At 41.2% G+C, this 19737-nt stretch carries 24 protein-coding genes and 4 tRNA genes; 12 read left to right on the top strand and 16 right to left on the bottom strand.

Annotated features, from left to right (window positions below; genetic code table 11):
• Positions 1 to 94: 94 nt before the first annotated feature.
• From MN086_RS10595 to MN086_RS11035, 6 genes are all read right to left on the bottom strand, one after another.
• Complete coding sequence (locus MN086_RS10595) at positions 95 to 319, bottom strand: hypothetical protein (RefSeq protein WP_248575954.1); 225 nt, start codon at positions 317 to 319, stop codon at positions 95 to 97.
• 24 nt (positions 320 to 343) lie between these two features.
• Positions 344 to 820 (bottom strand): hypothetical protein, encoded by a 477-nt coding sequence (locus MN086_RS10590; protein ID WP_248575953.1) that lies wholly within the window; start codon positions 818 to 820, stop codon positions 344 to 346.
• A complete protein-coding gene (locus MN086_RS10585) occupies positions 810 to 2471 on the bottom strand; it encodes a site-specific integrase (RefSeq protein ID WP_248575952.1) in 1662 nt (553 codons plus the stop codon). The genes MN086_RS10590 and MN086_RS10585 overlap by 11 nt, the downstream gene beginning before the upstream one ends.
• Positions 2471 to 5245: a tyrosine-type recombinase/integrase gene (locus MN086_RS10580; protein WP_248575951.1), complete on the bottom strand. Its 2775-nt coding sequence runs from the start codon at positions 5243 to 5245 to the stop codon at positions 2471 to 2473. Before MN086_RS10580 ends, MN086_RS10585 begins: the two co-directional genes overlap by 1 nt.
• Positions 5246 to 6355: a site-specific integrase gene (locus MN086_RS10575; RefSeq protein WP_248575950.1), complete on the bottom strand. Its 1110-nt coding sequence runs from the start codon at positions 6353 to 6355 to the stop codon at positions 5246 to 5248.
• A gap of 197 nt (positions 6356 to 6552) precedes the next feature.
• Positions 6553 to 6681, bottom strand: coding sequence for a hypothetical protein (locus MN086_RS11035; protein WP_256465842.1), 129 nt, complete (start codon positions 6679 to 6681; stop codon positions 6553 to 6555).
• Positions 6682 to 6843: 162 nt separating this feature from the next.
• Between MN086_RS11035 and rpmI the strand changes: the two genes are divergently transcribed.
• Complete coding sequence (gene rpmI, locus MN086_RS10570; protein WP_223891958.1) at positions 6844 to 7035, top strand: 50S ribosomal protein L35; 192 nt, start codon at positions 6844 to 6846, stop codon at positions 7033 to 7035.
• A 120-nt stretch (positions 7036 to 7155) separates the two neighbouring features.
• Positions 7156 to 7512, top strand: coding sequence for a 50S ribosomal protein L20 (rplT, locus tag MN086_RS10565; RefSeq protein WP_248575949.1), 357 nt, complete (start codon positions 7156 to 7158; stop codon positions 7510 to 7512).
• A 272-nt stretch (positions 7513 to 7784) separates the two neighbouring features.
• Here rplT and MN086_RS10560 read toward each other — a convergent pair whose 3' ends face one another.
• From MN086_RS10560 to MN086_RS10535, 6 genes are all read right to left on the bottom strand, one after another.
• On the bottom strand, positions 7785 to 8525 hold the full coding sequence (locus MN086_RS10560) for a ferredoxin-thioredoxin reductase catalytic domain-containing protein (RefSeq protein WP_248575948.1): 741 nt from the start codon (positions 8523 to 8525) through the stop codon (positions 7785 to 7787).
• Entirely contained in the window at positions 8525 to 9034 is a 510-nt protein-coding gene (locus tag MN086_RS10555) for a hypothetical protein (protein WP_248575947.1), read from the bottom strand. The genes MN086_RS10560 and MN086_RS10555 overlap by 1 nt, the downstream gene beginning before the upstream one ends.
• A gap of 110 nt (positions 9035 to 9144) precedes the next feature.
• Positions 9145 to 9462, bottom strand: a complete 318-nt coding sequence (locus MN086_RS10550) for a hypothetical protein (RefSeq protein ID WP_248575946.1) — start codon at positions 9460 to 9462, stop codon at positions 9145 to 9147.
• A gap of 15 nt (positions 9463 to 9477) precedes the next feature.
• Positions 9478 to 9915, bottom strand: coding sequence for a DoxX family protein (locus MN086_RS10545; RefSeq protein WP_248575945.1), 438 nt, complete (start codon positions 9913 to 9915; stop codon positions 9478 to 9480).
• Between the two features lie 128 nt (positions 9916 to 10043).
• Positions 10044 to 10232, bottom strand: a complete 189-nt coding sequence (locus MN086_RS10540; protein ID WP_248575944.1) for a hypothetical protein — start codon at positions 10230 to 10232, stop codon at positions 10044 to 10046.
• A 108-nt stretch (positions 10233 to 10340) separates the two neighbouring features.
• Positions 10341 to 10532 carry a hypothetical protein gene (locus MN086_RS10535; RefSeq protein ID WP_248575943.1) on the bottom strand — a complete coding sequence of 64 codons (192 nt, stop codon included), beginning with the start codon at positions 10530 to 10532 and terminating at the stop codon, positions 10341 to 10343.
• A 130-nt stretch (positions 10533 to 10662) separates the two neighbouring features.
• Here MN086_RS10535 and MN086_RS10530 point away from each other — a divergent pair, with 130 nt between their 5' ends.
• From MN086_RS10530 to MN086_RS10515, 4 genes are all read left to right on the top strand, one after another.
• Positions 10663 to 11163: a gluconate 2-dehydrogenase subunit 3 family protein gene (locus MN086_RS10530; protein WP_248575942.1), complete on the top strand. Its 501-nt coding sequence runs from the start codon at positions 10663 to 10665 to the stop codon at positions 11161 to 11163.
• Positions 11160 to 12842, top strand: coding sequence for a GMC family oxidoreductase (locus MN086_RS10525; protein ID WP_248575941.1), 1683 nt, complete (start codon positions 11160 to 11162; stop codon positions 12840 to 12842). Before MN086_RS10530 ends, MN086_RS10525 begins: the two co-directional genes overlap by 4 nt.
• Before the next feature lie 173 nt (positions 12843 to 13015).
• Complete coding sequence (locus MN086_RS10520) at positions 13016 to 13969, top strand: C40 family peptidase (RefSeq protein ID WP_248575940.1); 954 nt, start codon at positions 13016 to 13018, stop codon at positions 13967 to 13969.
• 156 nt (positions 13970 to 14125) lie between these two features.
• Positions 14126 to 14338, top strand: a complete 213-nt coding sequence (locus MN086_RS10515) for a hypothetical protein (protein ID WP_248575939.1) — start codon at positions 14126 to 14128, stop codon at positions 14336 to 14338.
• Between the two features lie 75 nt (positions 14339 to 14413).
• Here MN086_RS10515 and ilvD read toward each other — a convergent pair whose 3' ends face one another.
• Positions 14414 to 16102 carry a dihydroxy-acid dehydratase gene (gene ilvD / locus MN086_RS10510; protein ID WP_248575938.1) on the bottom strand — a complete coding sequence of 563 codons (1689 nt, stop codon included), beginning with the start codon at positions 16100 to 16102 and terminating at the stop codon, positions 14414 to 14416.
• 170 nt (positions 16103 to 16272) lie between these two features.
• Between ilvD and MN086_RS10505 the strand changes: the two genes are divergently transcribed.
• The 6 genes from MN086_RS10505 (at position 16273) to MN086_RS10480 (ending at position 18234) form a co-directional block, all read left to right on the top strand.
• Positions 16273 to 16347 (top strand) — tRNA-Gly (locus MN086_RS10505).
• A 38-nt stretch (positions 16348 to 16385) separates the two neighbouring features.
• Positions 16386 to 16472, top strand: a tRNA-Leu gene (locus tag MN086_RS10500).
• Between the two features lie 13 nt (positions 16473 to 16485).
• Positions 16486 to 16561: transfer RNA gene (locus tag MN086_RS10495), tRNA-Cys, on the top strand.
• 53 nt (positions 16562 to 16614) lie between these two features.
• Positions 16615 to 16702 (top strand) — tRNA-Ser (locus tag MN086_RS10490).
• Between the two features lie 166 nt (positions 16703 to 16868).
• Positions 16869 to 17252: a DoxX family protein gene (locus tag MN086_RS10485; protein WP_248575937.1), complete on the top strand. Its 384-nt coding sequence runs from the start codon at positions 16869 to 16871 to the stop codon at positions 17250 to 17252.
• Positions 17253 to 17307: 55 nt separating this feature from the next.
• Entirely contained in the window at positions 17308 to 18234 is a 927-nt protein-coding gene (locus MN086_RS10480) for a bifunctional methionine sulfoxide reductase B/A protein (protein ID WP_248575936.1), read from the top strand.
• Here the strand turns inward: MN086_RS10480 and MN086_RS10475 are convergent.
• The 3 genes from MN086_RS10475 to MN086_RS10465 form a co-directional block, all read right to left on the bottom strand.
• Positions 18231 to 18695 (bottom strand): globin, encoded by a 465-nt coding sequence (locus MN086_RS10475; RefSeq protein WP_248575935.1) that lies wholly within the window; start codon positions 18693 to 18695, stop codon positions 18231 to 18233. The genes MN086_RS10480 and MN086_RS10475 overlap by 4 nt on opposite strands.
• A gap of 81 nt (positions 18696 to 18776) precedes the next feature.
• The gene (locus MN086_RS10470) at positions 18777 to 19025 is read right to left on the bottom strand and encodes a hypothetical protein (RefSeq protein ID WP_248575934.1); all 249 of its coding nucleotides are present in this window, start codon (positions 19023 to 19025) and stop codon (positions 18777 to 18779) included.
• Between the two features lie 37 nt (positions 19026 to 19062).
• Positions 19063 to 19734: a M48 family metallopeptidase gene (locus MN086_RS10465; RefSeq protein WP_248575933.1), complete on the bottom strand. Its 672-nt coding sequence runs from the start codon at positions 19732 to 19734 to the stop codon at positions 19063 to 19065.
• Positions 19735 to 19737: the final 3 nt, after the last annotated feature.

Here is a 19737-nt window from a genome sequence, read left to right as displayed (position 1 = left end):
CCTTCTTCTAAAAATCTGCAGTGTATTTCATTGGATTTTAGCATTTTTTATTGGGACTGACAGCCGACACAAAACTTATAGTACCGCCCGCCTTCTAGCTAAAGCCTAGCGACACTTCAAAATAATCCCAAAAGAGGTCGCTTCGTATCGTATTGGTCGAGAATGTACCTTTTATTCTGAAGACGATCACATTCTCCTCCTGGTTCTTCTCTTTTATCTCTTTTGTCACAACCACCTTGGTGCCAGGGGAGTGGCTGAGATACTGCTTTCTGAGCCTGAGTATTGCATCGTCTTCTATAAGTTCCTCAAAGTTTTGCATTGCTGCACTCCTCTAGCTTCCTCCTCAGGTAGACACTCCATTTCGCAGCAATAGCTCTCTGAGTCTTGCATTGTCTGACGCAAGCTTTTTGACTTCCTCTGGGGAGTACATCTCTGAGACTTTCTCTTGAAGTCTCTCAACCTCGGCTATGAGCTTATCTATCTCTGTAGACATATTCTCTTTGTCTATGGTCCAGTCTTTTAGCTTGCCAAGTTCCTGTTTGCATTTGGCAATCTCGTCGTCCTTGCTTGATATGATGCTCATGAGATCTTCGTTCGATCCCTTTGTGTGTTTTTCTTTTTCTGTATTTTTTTTAATCTTGTGAAATGGGTGCAGAATATCTTTAAACTCTGATCTGTAAAGGGCATTTCTGCTACAACCGACTTCTTTGGCGATCAGTGTAATTGTGATGTCGCTGTCTTTTGTGTAGCTTTTTCTTCTTCGGAGTCTTCTTATGGCTGACTTGACATCCTCTTTTGTGATTTTTCTTTTATTTGACAAAGTACTCTCCCTTTTTTAGCTTTTCTAGTATATTGATGTTCTTTTCAAGACCCTTTCTGCCTCTTTCTGCGGCTGACCAATGCCCTGTTTTTTCAAAGTCCTCAATCCACCCCTCTTTATATTCAATCAATCTTGTAAAATGAGGAATGCTGTTTTCGGTGGTAGCAAACTGCTGACAGTTTTGTTCAAAGCAGGAGTTTATTTCAATAAAATTATTTGGGCAGGTAGCATTTTTGGGAATAAGACACATTCCATGATCCATAGCATGAATGTCCATGTCTAGCGAGTCAGATAGTATTTCTAAAAGTTCAAGTCTCTCTTCAATTATCATGGCAGCAAATTCTGGGTGCTCTAGCGCCTCTTTTAGTTTGTTTTGAAGTTCGTATGCCTTTTTTTCTCCTCCTCCTGCAAAAACTTTGGCAGAAGCAAAAGACTCATACTTTTCCATAGTTTTTTGCTTGTTTTTCTTGATGTATCCGTCTGTCATGTCTTCATGTATGTGATTTAGGTATTTTCGTATAAATTCGATTGGTACGCCTGAGTCATACAGCATACTTGCGTAGGTGTGCCTGAATTGATGAGCAGTAAAAGGCTTGACTCCTGTTTCGGATACAAACCTCTTTAGTTTGCTCCTGTAGCCTGCATATGTTAATATCTTAGTCTTGCCTTGATAGAGAAGAAGGCAGATGTTATTTGAAATTTTAGTTTCCATAGGCTCATATTTGGACAGCAAATCCCTTGAATGTTCAACAAGCGTATCTATGGCATTTTTTACTTCGCTTCCAACTAAAATAGGGGTACCTATGGTCCAGTTTTTCTGTTTGCCTTTGATGGTTTTGTAGTTGCTTAGCCAATAAAGTTCTTCTTTGTCATCAATGGGGATTCTGTTGTTTTTTGAAATTCTCATTTCTTCTTCTGTGACATACTCAAGGCAGTCGGTCTCCAAATGAAGAACTTCTGTAGCCCGGAGTCCTGAGTGGGCCATTATGATACTTATGTTTGTAAATAAAACATCGTTGTAGTCCGAAATGCATTCAAGTATTTCGACCAGATGAGAGTAGCTTAGCGGGCGCTCATCCTTATTCTTTTGTGTATTAGCTAAATGCTTCTTGAGGGAGTCTCCATCAAAGAACTTTTCAGGCTTGTCATACGGAAAGATCTTGGCGGGCTCAATCTTTGAAAGATAGGGATAACTAGAAATTTCTTCATCTTCGACAAACTCAAGAAACTTCATGAAGGCCACAGTGTAAGAATAAGCGGTTTTGAGCTTCATTGACCCTTCGACTCTCACCCTGTCCTCCAAATGTTTTATGTATGAATCAAAATGCTGCTCATGTATTTCTGCGAGAGTGTTAGTGTCGTAATGTTTTTGCAGATAAGCAAAGGCACCTTTTAGATGTATCGTTAAATCATTTGCGCTTGAAGGTGTCGAGTTCCTGAGCAGGATTTCATTCTCTATATAGTATTTAACGGCTTTGCGAGCCCAAGCAGGAAATTTGTCAAAATATATAGTTTTTTTAGTGAGTGTTTTGTCTTGCAGTAAGTGGGTCACATCAAATTCGTCGGCTATTCGGCTCTCAACGTTATCGTAAAGATGGTTGTCGTGTTTTTCTTTTGCCGAAAAACTATGGGTTAGCTTTGTTGCCTCCATTATAATTTCTCTCCTTTGTCCAATGTCTTTAGTGTATTCGTTACAAGCTTTATTTTTGACGATACGGCTGAGGCAAAAGGTGTTCCTTTAACTTCGTCTAGCTCCTTGTTCAATTCATATTTCAAGTCCTCGTAGTAGAATCTGTTTTCCTCTCCGACTCCAAGACTGCCGCAACCAAGGCAGCCACCACTTCCAAAAAGACGCTGATAGAACTTACAGGACAATTTTGTTTCTTGTCCCCCAAGGCATCGCCCTCCCGGTACTGCGGAGCCATCATTAGGGGCATCACCTTTGCAGTAGGTGGGAACTTCATTGAGCATTGCCAGCTCCTTTGCATCCTCTAGCGCATCTACTTTCGGGGAGACTGGAAGGCTCATTGTTTCCTTTTTGCTGACGTTTGCCTCGTAATATTTGGCTGTGGTTTTAGGATGGTTTCCTAAAGTTCTGGCAGCCGTATCGATTCCTTTTCCGCTGCGAATAATTGCAGAGGCAAGTGTGTGTCTGAACTTGTGGGCGTCTAATGAGAATGTAATTTTGTGCAAACGAACAAAGGCCTCCTTCTTTGTTTTGTAAACCGAGCCTGTAACCGCCCCGCACTTATAGCCCCTGTTGTTCCTTTGCGCCCTTTCGCTTATCAACAAAAGATCTCTTTCGTCAGGGTGGCAGAAGAGAAGCTTGTCTTTGCTGTGTGTTATTTGTCTTTCAATAATTTCCGTGATAATCGTCTCTACATCTTTTTTGAAGAGGCTAGGGGCACCCTCGATCCTAAAGCTTTGAAGAGGAGACCGTTTTTCAGCATTGTTTTTACTGTCGGTATATTTTAAGTATTTGATTCCAGCTATGTCAATAAGGCAATCCCTCTTTAGTGTTAATATTTCGGACCGTCTTTTGGCAGTAAGCATAATAAGAGTCAAGATGTCAGAGAATTGTCTATCGTTGTGCCTTTTAAGGCCACTAATAATCTGATCTATCTCCCATTGTGGATATTGTTTGGGATTTGCAGCGGACTCCTTAAAGGGATTGTTTAGCCCAGAAAGGTTAAGGTTTTTGGAGAGGCTTTTGGGATGAATGTCAAGACAGTAAGACAGGAATTGCTTTCCGGTGTAAAAAACTTGTTTGCCTCTGCTGTCCGAAAATCTTCCTTTGAGCCATAAGAGCCACTCTTTTTTTGACCTGTTTGTGAATTGTGTCAGTGTCCTGTCTGTTGAGCTTAAAAAGAAAAATAACCCTTCCTTTAGTTGTCTAAGCGTGCGCGTCTGGCCCTTGTATTGTTTTCCTATTCTCCATTTTATATATTTTTTTGCCAATATCTTTAGGGCTTTGCTCTCTATGTCTCTGAAGTCCAGTCGACTATAGGTGCTTACTCCTGTTTTAATTTTCCAGATATCATCTCTTATGTTTGCTGTTGTCATGTTTCTTTGCATCTCTTGATAATCATAAAAATCAAACTGTAGCAATTTATCCTCAGTTATTGAGTCGCAAATAGCTCTGAGTGCTTGCTCTTCTTTGCGAGAAGAAAGGGCAGGGATGATTGTTGGCACAAGACAGGAGGCCTTGGTGTCCCAAAGATCAAGAAATACATCGAGAAAAGATGTTTGCTGATGCATTGAATCTCCATAAATTTTTGCGATATAGAATCCAATAGTTCTATCCTCCTTTTTTATATGCTCAGAAAGTTCTAATTGGCAAGCTATCATATATTTTGTGTCCGACCTATTAGTGTATTCTTTGACTAGAAGACCCATTTCGGCAGCAGGGTCTAAAAAAGCTCTTTTAAAAAGGTTTTTGTAGATAGCCTTTGTTCCAGTCTCTTTCTTGTATGTTTCGGTTGCCACCTGTATGTCTTTCCAACGAAATTCTGATAATTTTATATCGAATGTGTCACTTATAATTTTTTTGGCATAAGTCTTAGAGAGTCGAAAAAGAAGCTCTTCGTTTAATTTATTTTTACCGTTGAGCCAAACAACAAATTGTCCAAAAGTCATGTCTCTTGATATTTTGGGGACTTCTTCTGTCTGCTGTGCGATCCAGTTTCTAAAGTCGGGTGTAGCGGAGCGAGGTCTTGCGAACTTGCAAATGCCCAAATCAATCGCATCTTTCATGATTACCTTTTTGAAGTTGGAGCGAGTGCTCCCGAACTTGTCAGCAGGCACTTCCTTGTCGGTAGAAAGCGCATCCAGAATCATTTCCGAGTTGATATCCTTTATTTTTGTCTTGATTAGCTTTTCAATTATTTCTTTAAAAAGAGCTATTGACTGAACCTTGTTTATGGACAACTTTTTGTTTTTGATGAGCCAACCAAGATATTCTTCAAGGGTGGTCTCGCCAGTCAGCACCAACGCAGGATTCCTAGAGCTTTTTCGGGAGATCCAGGCAAGAAAATCTTCTATGTCGTCTCTGTCTCTCCTTAGGTACGCGTATGTCAAAAGATTTTTCTTTATTGCAGGATCAAGAAAAAGGGTTTTAATGCCACTTCTTATTGATTGTTCTCTGCTCTTCTTGCGCTTTTCATCTGTACCTTCACAAGCTTTTGAGGCTGCAAAAAATAGATCTTTTGAGTTGAAGTCTTTCAATGTAATGTCGGCAATGTATGTAATCGTTTCAAGCAGGTTGCCTTTTCTTGATATTTTTGCACATGATATATCCCCTCTTGCAAAAATATAGGCTATAAGCTCCCCGATTTTTAAGTCTTTGGATAGCTCTTTTGGTGTATCAAAGCGACTCTTTATCCATCTTTTTGTTTGGCATTGTTCGGGGCCATTGGGCTTTGTCATCTAGTCCTCCATGAGCTTGCTATATAAGCTTGTGTAAACGCCACCAAGATCATGTGCAATATCTTCGTCTTGGGGGTGTACATATTTTTTAGTGGTATCAAGGGATTTGTGGCCCAAAATGTCTTGCGCAAGACTGATGTCGTTGGTTGCCCTTAGTATGTCAGTCGCTAGGGTGTGCCTTAGGTCATGTGGCGTATAGGATGCACCACATTTTTCACAGGCACGCTTCAGGTTTTTTCTGAAGGTGTCAGGGGCAAGAGGGGAACCTTTGCTACTCTTTCCGCAGTTTCTAGTGGTGACAAAAAGTCTGTCACTTTTGGTCCTGCCTCTTTTGTATAGTCGGTACTGCAAAAGCCTCTGATAAAGAGGGGTCGGTAAATAAAGTGTTCTGCCTCCCGTTTTAGTCTGAAGGTCAAGTCTTTCCTCTAGGCTATCTTCAAGTTCTATGTCGGCAATGCTGCCTGAAAAAGATTTAGGTGTAAAGCTAGAGACTCTAAAGGAAAGCGCCTCTCCAATCCTCATGCCCGAAAAATAAAAAAAATCAAAGATGAGCTGATCCCTTTCAGCTAGGTGTCCACGAATTTCATTTCTCTTGTCTGGCGGTATATACTCGGGTTGCTTCTCCATATCGTTAACTTTTAGAAGTCCTTTTTTTCCTTTCCTTCGCCCCTTTCCTTTCCTTTTTTGTTCACGCAGGTGAGTTAGTTTCATTATGGATTTAGATAAAGGTGTATTTCTTATGTGCAGCCACGTTATATACTCCTCCAGGGTTGACAAAATTCGATTCCATGAACTGCCTGTAATTGCAGCTTTTTTATTGAGTACCAGAATACTTGAATCAAAAGAGTCCCTCAGTTCTCTTGGAAACATGAGCCATTCTTTAAAGTCTTCAATGTCAGAACTCTCCATGGTGGTAATATCTAATCCTCTTTTGTTCAAAAAGCGATACAAGTGCATCAGGTCAGTGGCATACGCTTTTAGACTGTTCTGAGCATACCTTTCACCCTTTCTTGCTTTGAGAAAATAATAGACAGGAATTACTAATTTCATATTGTCATCAATTACTGCCCATTCTTTACGAACAGAATGAAAATGTACGCTCCATCCCATTAGACTCCTTTGATAGATAGTAGATCTATTTTAGGACATTTAAAAAAAAAGGAGAAAAAAGATGTCAAATTGTCATATTTTTTGAGATTCTTCTTGAGGCAAATAGGGTTACATAGTGTATATTACACTTTGTGCTGAGAAAAAGAACGGTGATAGCGTTGTGTATGGGGTAAATAAATGTATATAAGTTGTATATACTAGATAACGATCTCCATCAGTACAAGGGCATCTTTTCCGTATTTTCCTTCAAAATACAGTTGCAGATCAAAATAGATTTCTGTTAAAAGTTTCTTTTTTTGAGAAAGTATTTCGGTTACTTCGTCCACTAGCTTTGCCCTCATTTTTAATAGATAGATTCTATCACAAATAGGGTTAGAGATATCGGTAGAGAACGGATTTATAAATATTTTAGATAGTTTGGATATAATACCGTCCCATTTTCTACTAAACGGATGTTTGGTCGAAAAAATCCATACGGGAGTAAGCATATGCCAAAAATGAAAAGTGTTAAAGGCGCTGTTAAGCGTTTTAAAGTGAAAAAAAGCGGCAAGATCAAAAGAGGTACGGCGTACAGAAGTCACATCCTTTCTAAAGTTGATGGTAAACATCACAGAAGTATGAGAAGTCCTAAGCACGTTGACCCTGTTGATGCAAAAAACATTAAAGAGATGATCAACTAATCATCTTCTGATAGATAATATTCCCCCGATTAGGGGCAAGTTCAAACAGAGAGAATGTTTGACACCTACTAAAACTGGCTTTTTACAAGCTGCAGTACAAGTCTAAGGTAAAGGAAAACCATGAGAGTAAAAACTGGTGTCGTAAGACACAGACGTCATAAAAGACTATTAAAACAAGCAAGAGGGTTCTACAGCGGTAGAAGAAAACACTTCAGAAAAGCGAAAGAACAACTCGAGCGTTCATTAGTATATGCTTACAGAGATAGAAGACAAAAAAAGAGAGATTTCAGAAGACTCTGGATCGTTCGTATCAATGCAGCTGCAAGATTGAATGGATTGAACTATTCAACATTTATGCATGGTCTTAAACTTGCAAATATCGAACTTGACAGAAAGATTCTTGCTGATATGGCAATGAATGCGCCTGAAAGTTTTGCAAAAGTAGCGGAAGCTTCAAAAGCTGCGATTGCTAAATAAGTCTTAGTTGACTATCTTTTGAGGAGCTTTTGCTCCTCAACCCCTTTAATTATTTCCCCAACTTTTTTAAAATTTAGAATTTTTTATGAATTGTATTTTATTTATTCCTTTTTTTATTTGTTGATGCAACAAATAGAAAAACGAACCCAAAAAAACAAAATGCAAAGGACTGCCGTGGGCTGATGAATAGTATTATCGTTGTGATTTTTTTGAGGGGTGAGGGCTTCCTCTTGTATAAGAGGAGGAAATAATTCCTCCGGGTGGGTTTTGGGTTATCCTCTTTGTGTTTCGCCTGAGAATCCGATGATTCCCGGTCTGAGGTTGCATACATGTTCGAAGCCCAGGCCTTTCATGGCGTGTTGCACCTGGTAGCTTCGGCTGCCTGAATGGCAGTATACGATGATAGGTTCTGCTTTCTTCGCTGCAAGTTCTGCTTCTACTTTTGCGTAGAATTGTGAGGTAGGTACAAGTACATCAGTCCCTACGATATGTTCCATTTGATACTCCATGTACTCTCTTGTATCCACAAGGGTAAAATTGATCATCCCCAGTTTTTTTGCTTCTATGAGCGCTTCAAGTTCATCTCCGTCAAGCTGCTCTTCTTTGAGAAGAAGCTCTGCCTGCTCTTTGGTCAAGCCACCGGAGTGTTGATGTACGACTTCCTCTATGGCATCATGCTGTGCTTGTGCCTGAGCGTACTCCGGTGTACAGAAGATCCCACAGTGGCAGGTACCGTCTTCAGGGATCTCTTTTTCCAGGGCAGGGGTACATGGGCAGATACGGTTATCTGCTGCTTTTTGCTCCTCTTTTGTCTCTCCAATTACCATAAAACAAGGACAAAACCTTTTACCGTAGATGAGCTTATTGCGTGCAAGCCCCATCGCCACACCTTCGTTGACCTCTTCATTAGGGTTGGGAACAAAACCAAACTGGTTATTGACCTTATCTACAAAGGCCCAAGTCTTTTCCAGTTCGGCTTGAAATTCATCTGAGTTCATATCTATCGGTTGCATTACATTCCTTTATTTGTCGTATTTGAGGCATTTGTTTCTATTGTACGTGCCATTTCATCCAACTCTTGTACAAAAATTTGCATTTTCTTTCCCCATTCCTGCAGTAGATCTTGGGTTTTGTTGAGATCGATATGAATATACTCTTCATTCATCTCCACCCCGGCCTCTTTGGTCTCAATAATCCCTTTTTCCAGGTCATCAGAGATCTTTTTCATTTTTGCAGACATTTTTTGATTGAAGTCTCTGAAAAATGCTTTTGTCTTGTTCGTATCGATCGTGATAATGCCATCATTCATACGGACGCCCATTTTGTTGAGCTTTGTTTCATTTTTTTCTTGCGACTCTTTTTGTTTCCGCAGCTTTTCCGCCTCAAGTTCAGCAAGCAGTTCTGCTCTGGCTTGTTGTGCTATTTGGGTATCATGTGCCGCCTGTTGCTTGGCCAGCTGTTCCTTGTCCTCACATCCTGTAAGAGATAATAAGAGTGTAAGCATGATCAGTAAGTATCGCATAGGTATCCTTTTGGACTTCATAGGTACATTATACAATGATTTATAAAAGAAAGATAAAACTCCCCTATCTTCGTGACAGAGGAGTGTAGGGAAGAAGTGTTATGGGTAAATTAGCCACATTTACCTTGTCCGCATTTGCCTTTAGTCGGTGCGGGTTTTGGTTTGGGAGAAGCGTTACATTTACCATCCTTATCCATCATGTCTCTTTTTGAGTCGCCGCATTTCCCATTTTTCTCCTTCATCTCTTTTTGATAGGTTTCACGCTTTTCATGCATGTACTTCATCTCTTTTTTAGCGTCTCCGCATTTAGCCTCTTGATTCATCATACCTTGCTGCGCATTGTTACATTTCCCTTCGGCTGTTGCCAAGGTAAGTGATAACGCCAAAGCCCCTAGATATAATAGTCCTAATTGAAGTCTCTTTTTCATGGTTCATCCTTTCTGTTATTGCTCTTCACCAAAAAGAAGGTGGTCTAAGCTGAATTTTCCGGCTCCAAATGAAGCGAACATTGCTAAAAACAACATGTAATATAAAGGAATTTCAAACCCATTGTCTCCCGCAGAAAAACCATGGCCTATATGTACGGTAATAATGGCAACGATCATCACCACAATAAGGGGGAGTGAGATCAGTCTTGTAAAGAGTCCCAGTGTTAATAAGACAACACCCAGTAGTTCCGTACTGGCTGCCAGATAAGCATTCAGCGTAGGGAAGGGGATGCCCAGGGTACCAAACCAGCTGGCAACACTGGACATATCTGACCACTTTTGCATCGCCGGGTTGTAAAATCCATAGGCTATAGTGAGTCTGGCTAAAAGCAAGGCTATATCTTCTCCCTTGCTTAATATATTTCTGGTGCTTGAATAGATATCTTTAAGCATTTGTAACTCCTTTATATACAATATGTTTGTTGTTACACTACAAGTATAGTATGAAAGATGTGCAGGGTGTGTGTATTGCGTAAAGAAAAAGAAGATTGTCCTCTTTTAGAGAGGACAGAAAGAAGAGATCAGTGATCTCCATCTTTAGCATCTGCATTACACTTTTGTGCAGGTACATCCGATTTTTGCATAGCACTATCACATTTTCCTGCTTCACATTTCGTCATAGGCTCAGTCTTTGTATCTTCTTTTCCTCCACACCCTGTAAAGCAAAGCAGTGACAAGCTCATGAGTGCCCAAAAGAGTAATTTTATCATTATCATATCCTTTCAAATCATGGGGATTGTTGTGAAATATAAGTGTATTCTACAATGTCTTACTAACGACTAGAAACACTTAACCCAAACAGAGAGTAGTCATTTTTATTAACCACATTTCTTACTGGCATCACATTTTGTTGTCACAGCTTTAGAAGTGTCTCCAGAACATTTTGTTGCTCCTTCACATTTGCTGCTTGCTGAACATTTAGCTTCTGCTTCGGCAGTACCGTTCTTTGTACAGCCGGTAAAAGCAAGCATGGTCAAACCTATGAATGCACTAATAATGAAACTTTTCATAATATGTCTCCTTATATTTTTTTGACAGTTGCAGTATAATATATAACTTGTGTAAGGTATGTGTAGTCTGTTGCACCCAAAGTGCACAAATGAGTGGGTATAATAAAAAAATCAATGTAAAGAGAGTGCAATGAAAAGAAGAAAATTCCTCATATTCGGTTCCGTTCTGGGACTCTCCCCCTATATAAAGGCAAAAGGGGTCAGTGAGTTTGAGAAAACATTTAAAAAGGTAGCACCGACACTCTCTGCGGTACAGGAGCATCTGTTTCCTGAAGGAAGCAAGCTTCCCTCTGCCAGATCGATGAAGGCCACACAATTCTTGTTTGAAACGATGATGCATCAGAGCTTTGATAGGGATATCAAAGCGTTTGTCATTGAGGGGGCAAAAGAGCTGGAGAAACGTGAACAAGGAAGGTTTATATCGATGACAGATCAGGAGAAAGAAAAGGCCTTGCGTGCGTATGAGGAGACACGTTATGGCCGAAATTGGCTGTCCCATATCATGACACTGACGATGGAAGGGCTCTTTAGCGATCCGATCTACGGTTCAAATATTGAAGAAGCAGGGTGGCAGGCGATCTCCTCGTATAGCGGTCTCCCCAGACCTACAACAAGATATATAGAGTTATGAGTATGTATGATGTTGTCATCGTCGGCTCAGGAGCAAGTGGGGGTGCTGTAGCCTATACATTATGTCAAGCTGGGTACAAAGTAGCCGTGTTGGAAAAAGGGCGGCTCATCAAGCGTGAAGAGTTCTCTAAAGATGAGTTGGCTTACTGCAGAAGAGATCTGGTCACGCCCAATCTGTTTGATGAGTATCATACCATTGAAGAGAAAGTAGATGGTGAGTGGGTAACTACGCCTACCTATGAATCGGGGTGGAGTTTTTGGAACGGGAACATCGTAGGGGGCTCTTCCAATTTGATGTCGGGTATGCTGCACCGTATGCACCCCGATGATTTCAGACTGAAGAGCAAATACGGAGAGATAGAAGGAGCCAATGTAGTCGACTGGCCCATATCGTATGAAGAGTTGGAACCCTATTATACGCTGACTGAAGAGTTGGTAGGCATTTCGGGAAAAGTCGAGAAGCATCCCTTTGAACCGCCCCGAAGTACTGCAGATTTTACACAGCCTCCGACCAAAGAGAATGCTGTGGTAAAGCTTTTTGACAAAAGTTGTCAAGCTCTTGACATTACACCGCTTGTCACACCAAGAGCAGTACTCTCAAAAGACAAGCCCGGACGTAATGCCTGTTATTATTCAAACCGCTGCGGAAGCTACGGGTGCAGCTCCGGGGCCAAGGGAAGTTCGAGAGAGGCGCTTTTAAAACCTGCTTTGGCTACAGGTAACCTGACCTTGCTGAGTAACAGCTATGTGAAGTATCTGCATACTGGCAAACAGGATGAGGTAGATCATGCCGTAGTGGTTGACACAGTGACAGGGAAAGAGAAAAAGGTCAAAGGCAGGATCTTTGTTGTGGCCGCACAGGCGCACGAGAGTGCAAGGCTTTTACTCAATTCAGCCAATGTGCATCATCCTGATGGTTTGGGGAACAGTAGCGGTGAGCTTGGGAAGAACCTCATTTTCTCTGCGGGAGGTTCCGGACAGGGAGAACTGCATAAGGATGCCTTGAAAGAGATAAAATTTGAAGAGTTGATGACAACAGGACTTTTTGTCAACCGCTCTATTCTGGATTGGTATTTTATTGACCATTGGTGGGATGGTAAATTTAAAGGAGGGTCCGTTGAATTTATGTTTGAACATCAAAATATCATCACTCGGGCACGGAAAGACAATTACAAAGAGGGTAAGCTTGTGTGGGGGAAAGAGCTGGGTGAACGTGTGGTGTCCCGCTTTACAGAGCAAAAAAGTATACGATTTGAGGTCTTTAATGACTGGCTCCCGAATGACAACTGTTTTGTCTCCCTTGACCCTGTGCATAAAGACAAGTTCGGTATGCCTGTAGGAAAACTGCGTGTGGAAGGACATCCTCAAGACCTGAAAGTGGGAAATTATATTGCAAAGAAGTGTGAGAGGATACTCGAAGAGATGGGAGCTAAGAATATATACTCTGCTATCTCTCCGACACCCCCGCAGAACCTGGTCGCGGGAGGATGCCGTTTTGGAAATGACCCTAAGACATCGGTATTGAACAAATATTGCCGATCGCATGATGTCAAGAACCTCTATGTGGCAGATGCCAGTTTTATGCCTACAGGAGGTTCTGTAGCGTATACTTGGACCATTTATGCCAATGCATTCAGAGTAGCAGATCACATTGTAGGTCACTTAAAAAAGCGTACATAATATCAACTATACATGTCGTTCAGCAGGATAAAGCATGGGTAACAGGTTAAGCTTGATTTAAAAGCATGTTTATTTTTTATTAATCATATATAGCTACAATCTATCTATCAAATATTTCATAAGTATCGATTTTTATCATTTACACTTATAATTTCATTATGTAGGAGAATCCATTGAACAAACTTTATGCGTTACTATGTGCCTTATCTCTCACCACGATGACAGCTACAGCATCGACACACACAGCGAAACAGATGGTCAAATACACTATTAAAAAAGGGGACACCCTCTCTTCTATCGCACACAAACATCATACAACCATTTCAAAAGTAAGAAAAACCAATGGACTGAAAAAAGGTGCTGTCCTTAGGATAGGAAAGGTACTGAAAGTACCGGCAAATGCCAATGTCCTTTATACGAAAACGTCTGAAAAACCGATAAAATATGTGACAAAAAAGGGAGACACCCTTTCTTCTATCGCCCTTAAGCATCATACTTCTGTGACAAAAATACGAAAAGCCAATGCATTGAGAAAAAGTCAGATACTGAAAATTGGAAAGGTATTGGATATCCCCCAAAATAAAAAGACGCATAGAGTGGCAAGTGCAAAGAAGCCGGGTTCAAATAAAAAGTTGACTGCCTCAATCTCTAAGCTGGATACGATCAGCTTAGAAAAAGAGAAGAGAGAAGAACCAAAAACGTTTTCTTTCACGGACCTGTTTAAAAGCAAAAAAGACAAAGACGCGGATAAATGTCAGCGAATCACTTCTTTGGCAAAAACCAAATTAGGGAAAAAATACGTATGGGGAGCAAGCGGATATAAAAATACCTATGACTGTTCCAGTTTTACAAAATTTGTCTATAGAAATTTCGGTATCGATATACCGCGTACCTCGATCAGGCAGTCAAAATTCGGGAAATTCGTGAAAAGAAGTGAGTTGCAAAAGGGAGACCTGGTCTTCTTTGATACGTCTAAAAAACGTAAAGGGTATGTGAATCATGTAGGGATTTATCTTGGAGATAATAAGTTCATTCATGCTTCATCGGCAAAGAAAAAGGTTGTGATCACAAGTCTTAATAAAAGATTTTATAGCAACAGATATAAAGGTGCAAGACGACCTTCTTAATCGCTAGTCCTCTTCCTATGAGGAGTATGCACTCCTCATAACCCTTCGAGTGAATCAAATCTATCAATACATCGGAAGCCTAGTCTATAGTATGAGATAATTGAACTGGGTCATTTTATCGGAATAAAAAAGTGTAAAAGGAGTAAAAGAAGCATCATGGATGCCTGTAGAAAATGTAACAATACCAATGTATCTTGGGATGGTATATGGAAACAATGTGCGAGTTGTGGTGAAGTACTTGAAAGAGAAGGAGGTGTTATCCCAATCCATACTATGGAAAAGAAAAATAGCCTGCATGATATTGTAGTATTGCCTTTAAAGTCGACACGGATGGGTAAACTGATATCAAGATTTCACTTGATACATTAAATTATTTGTAGAGAGTTAAGAAGGACCTGCCAAGGAAAAGCCTTGACAGGGGATGATATGGAAGCAGGATAACTATTATTCAGCTTCTAAAACGGCTCCGGAACTCGCATTGGTGACCAGCGCTCTATATTGTCTTAACCATTTACTTTTCAATGGCTTGACCAAAGGTTTGAAGTTGTCTCTTCTTTCCGCGATCTCTTCAAAGGAGAGTCTTGCCTCCAAGATGTAATTGTCCACATCGATATGTATCTCATCTCCATCTTCAAGTAGCCCTATGAGTCCGCCTTCTGCAGCTTCAGGACTGACGTGACCTATACTTGCTCCTCTTGTTGCTCCAGAGAATCTTCCATCCGTGATCAATGCCACTTTGTCTCCCAGACCCATACCCATGATGAGGCTTGTAGGACTGAGCATCTCTTGCATACCAGGACCACCGCGAGGACCTTCATATCGTATGACGACAACATTTCCGGCTTTTACCTTCCCTCCGATAATACCTTCAATGGCTTCATCTTGCGAGTTGAAGCATACTGCAGTACCAGTAAAGACTCTATCTCCAGTGATCCCTGCTGTTTTGATCACGGCACCCTGTTCTGCAAGATTACCGTAAAGGATAGCAAGTCCACCCACTTCAGAATAAGGATTATCGATCGTGTGGATAATATTGGTATCCAGGATCTTAGCATCTTTTACTTTTTCATAGAGTGTTTCCCCTGTAATGGATAGGTTGTCTATGAGGATATTATCACCGCGTTTCATCATTTCATGCATGACGGCATTGACTCCGCCCGCTTTGTTGATGTCTTCCATGTGTACAGTCGAGAGTGATGGAGAGATCTTTGCAATGTGAGAAACACGTTTAGAGATCGCATTGATATCTTCAAGATTGAAGTCTATTTCAGCTTCTTTTGCGATAGCCAGCATATGGAGTACGGTATTTGAACTACCACCCATGGCCATATCTACTGCAAACGCATTACGTACAGCATTTTCATTTAAAATATTTCTTATTCGGTATTTTTCACGTTCGCTCTGTTCTGATTTTGCTATCTCACAGATACGTCTGGCAGCTTTTCTGTAAAGCTCTGTTCTCTCCGGTGTAAGAGCGAGTATCGTCCCGTTGCCCGGAAGAGCAATACCCATGGCTTCCATTAGTGTGTTCATAGAGTTTGCCGTGAACATCCCTGAACAAGACCCGCCGCTTGGACACGCATTACACTCGATATCGTGAAGCTCTTCATCTGTGATCTCACCGGTTTCATGCTTACCTACCGCCTCAAATGCCGTAGCAAGGTCAATAGGTGTACCATCTTTGGTGTATCCTTTTTCCATAGGACCCCCGGAGACAAATACAGTAGGTACGTCAACACGTAAAGCACCCATGATCATTCCAGGAACGATCTTGTCACAGTTCGGGATAGCGATCATTGCATCAAGTTTATGTGCATTCATCACAGTCTCTACAGAGTTCGCGATGATCTCACGGCTCGGGAGAGAGTAGAGCATACCGTCATGCCCCATAGCGATACCGTCATCTACACCGATCGTATTGAATTCAAAAGGAACACAGCCATTGGCACGTATCTCTTCTTTGATCACTTCTGCTACTTTGTTAAGGAAAAAGTGCCCGGGAATGATCTCTATAAATGAATTTGCCACACCGATGAACGGTTTTTTAAAATCTTCATCTTTTACACCGGTTGCACGCAGTAGACTTCTATGTGGAGCTCTACTAAACCCCTCTTTTATTTCATCACTTCTCATAAGAAAGCCTTTGTTATGTATTTTAAGGGATTATAGCAGATGATTCTCAAAAAAAAGAGGGGAAATAGACTTTTTATCGCATAAGTAATGTTTTTCTCTTTACATTAAAAACTTTTTTGGCTATAATCGCACTCCAATTTTAAGCAAATGCTTAGAAGTGGTATGGAAATGCGGGCGTAGCTCAGTGGTAGAGCATAACCTTGCCAAGGTTGGGGTCGACGGTTCGAACCCGTTCGCCCGCTCCATGATAAATGAATTTCAATATATGAATGGTACCAATGATGCCCGGGTGGTGGAATGGTAGACACAGGGGACTTAAAATCCCCCGGTCATTGTGACCGTGCCGGTTCAAGTCCGGCTCCGGGTACCACCCATATATTGATGGAACCATCGCCAAGTTGGTAAGGCCGCAGCCTGCAAAGCTGCTATTCGCCGGTTCGAGTCCGGCTGGTTCCTCCATATATAAACTAGAATTTATCTATCTTTGGATACTATTCTATTCTTCAAATTGTCGGGAGATGTCAGAGTGGTCGAATGTGCCGGTCTTGAAAACCGGTGAGGGTAACACCTCCGGGGGTTCGAATCCCCCTCTCCCGGCCATCCAATTTTTATAATTAATACAAAGTACTTTTAAAAATATTCTTATTTATATAGTGAATCCTTAGAGTAATTTCTCTCTGAATTATCATCATTCACTCTGCTAAAATCAATAAACTCTCCAAATACTTGCTATAATCATATACTTTTTATACACAAGGAACTTTATATGTCAGAGAATATAGGAAAACTCATATTACGTTTAATGGTCGGGGGAATGATGCTTTTTCACGGTATTGACAAAGCATTACATGGCGTGACTTTTATCAAAGGTGTAGTGAAGTCTCAGGGATTGCCAGAAGTGTTGGCGTATGGTGTTTATGTGGGAGAGATACTTGCACCGATCTTTTTGATCTTGGGGTGGAAAAGCAGAGTTTGGGCCGGAGTGATCGTGTTCAATATGGTTGCAGCTATCTATTTAACGAAAATGAACGTAGTATTTAAACTCGGGTCCCACGGATCTTGGGCATTGGAACTACCGATGTTCTATCTTTTGAGTGCACTGGCTATTGTCCTTTTGGGCTCCGGAAAATATGCAGTGATGAGAGATTAGTACATTAAAATTGCACACTGTTTGCCTATAGTACCAAAAAAATAAAAGGCAAAATATGCAAAAAATCGTATTGATTCTATGTGTGATGGCAACATGGCTTGTTGCAGAGACGTTGAAACCCTGGAGTGCCAAATTAAACACGCTCACTCCCTTGGAAAGGCATGTGATTATCGATAAGGGCACGGAACGGGCCTTTTCGGGAAAGTATGTCTATACCAAAGAGGATGGCACCTATACCTGTAAAGTATGCGGTGCACCGCTTTACAGGTCTGATGACAAGTTTGATTCCCATTGCGGATGGCCAAGTTTTGACGATGCTATCCCCGGAGCGATCAAAGAAGTGCCCGATGCAGACGGCAGACGCACAGAGATCGTTTGTGCCAATTGCGGTGCCCATTTGGGACATGTCTTTAAAGGTGAGGGATTTACGGACAAAAATGTGCGTCATTGTGTCAACTCTGTTTCGCTCAATTTTGACAAAAAGAGTGTAGGGACCTCTGCATTGAAAAAAGCCTATTTTGCCGGCGGATGTTTCTGGGGTGTTGAGTACTATCTTGAAAAGATCGACGGGGTAAAAGAAGTGACATCCGGGTTCATGGGAGGTCATATGAAGGATCCGGGGTACTATGATGTGGTACGTAAAGATACCGGACATTTAGAAACCGTTGAGGTGGTCTATGACTCGAGTAGGGTCTCTTATGAGACACTGGCAAAAACTTTTTTTGAGATCCATGACCCTACACAGGTGGATGGACAGGGCCCAGATATAGGGAGTCAGTATCTCTCTGCTGTCTTTGTTAGTAACACAGAAGAGCGTAAAACGATCGAAAGATTGATCGGTATCTTGGAGAAGAAAGGGTTGAAGATAGCCACGAAGGTACTGCCTAAATCACCTTTTTACAGTGCCGAGGCCTACCATCAGGATTATTATGAACGTAAAGGATCAACACCTTATTGTCATAGAAGGATCAAGCGATTTTAGTCTTTGGTATTGATCATCCATAGCGAGAAAACATTAATATAGTTCCAAAAGCTTTGAATATTCTCTTCGGAGCTTAACTTCTGTTCTATAATCGGCTTCAGTGCTTCTTCAAAGGTAACCAGCCAATGCAGTCTTGCATTCGGTGAGATAGGGAAAGGGGCATGTCTCCCTCTCATTTGCGGTGCTCCGCGGTTCTGGTTAAAGTAGGCAGGCCCTCCACAGATCTGTATGAAAAAGTCTGCCGAGTGTTGTGCGGCTTTTTTCATCTCTTCTCTGTCGTTTGGAAAGATCTCTTTGATCGGGCTTTCGAAAAGACCCATATAAAATCTATCGAGTAGGGCACGCATGCCATCTTCTCCTATATCTGTTAAAAATCCCGGGTTGGGCTTGGTGACAGGAGGATTTACCCCTTCTTGGTAAGGGAGTATAGAGAAATCTAAAGAGGAACTACTAAAATTCATACAATGCCTTTGTGATATTTGAAATGTCTATTTTTGTATGGTGTTATAACATGAAAAGACTTAGGTGTCAAGAAGGAAAGATCAATGACAACCGCCTGTACCGCAACTATCACTGTTCTCTACAGCAAAACTATTGGTATATCCACACTCCAAACACTCAAAGGAGAGTAGTTTTGGACCGGAGCAGCCGCCTGATCTTTGGTCTGTCAGTTCAATACTTTTATGATGACATTTTGGACAAAACCCCCGTTTGATGGCATCGAGCTGTTCTTTTTTTTCTTTAAGGTAGAAGATATAAACAAATACGGATCCCAAAAGGATGATCAGCATAAAAGCCAGAAGATAAAATGAATCGATAATAGACTCCTTACGTCATATAATTTTTGAGTTCAGCAACCTGTTCTTTGTAGTCAGGCAAATAGCGCTCGACCAGTTGCCAAAAAGCTTTTTGATGGTGTTTGTGCTTGATATGCGTCAGTTCATGAACGATGATGTATTGTATCACATCATGCGGGAGTTTCATCATCATCGTGTTAAAACTTAAAACATTTTTCCCGCTGCAACTTCCCCATTGCCGTTTGGTTTTTCGAAATCGTACATCTGAGGGTGAAAGGCGCATCTTCTGTGCCCAGCATGCGACATGTCCAGGAATATGTTTCTGTGCCTCTGTTTTGTAGAATCTATCGAGGTGTGTTTGAAAGACTCTTTCATCATAGGTATGGTAGAAAAGTCTGAATGCTTCTCCGTCAAAATCAAGATGTGTTCTCTTCTTGCTGTGTTGTAGCAGTGTCAGAGGATAGGCTTCCCCCATGAAATAGACCTCTGCATCACTGGAGAAGTCTAAGGGTTTCCCTTTCTTCTGTTGTATCTTCTCTCTGGCCTGATTGATCCAGGAGGACTTTTTAAGCAAGAGCTGCTCTATTTTTTGTTGTGCGACCTTGGGAGATTTGATCACGAGGTTTCCCTCGTCATCAAAGCTAAGATAAATATGTTTGAGTTTAGGATTAATGATATGGGTATATTGCGGTAAAAGACTCATATC

The organism is Sulfurovum sp. XGS-02, assembly GCF_023213175.1.
GTDB lineage: Bacteria > Campylobacterota > Campylobacteria > Campylobacterales > Sulfurovaceae > Sulfurovum.
This window is presented reverse-complemented; position numbering and strand designations above follow the sequence as displayed.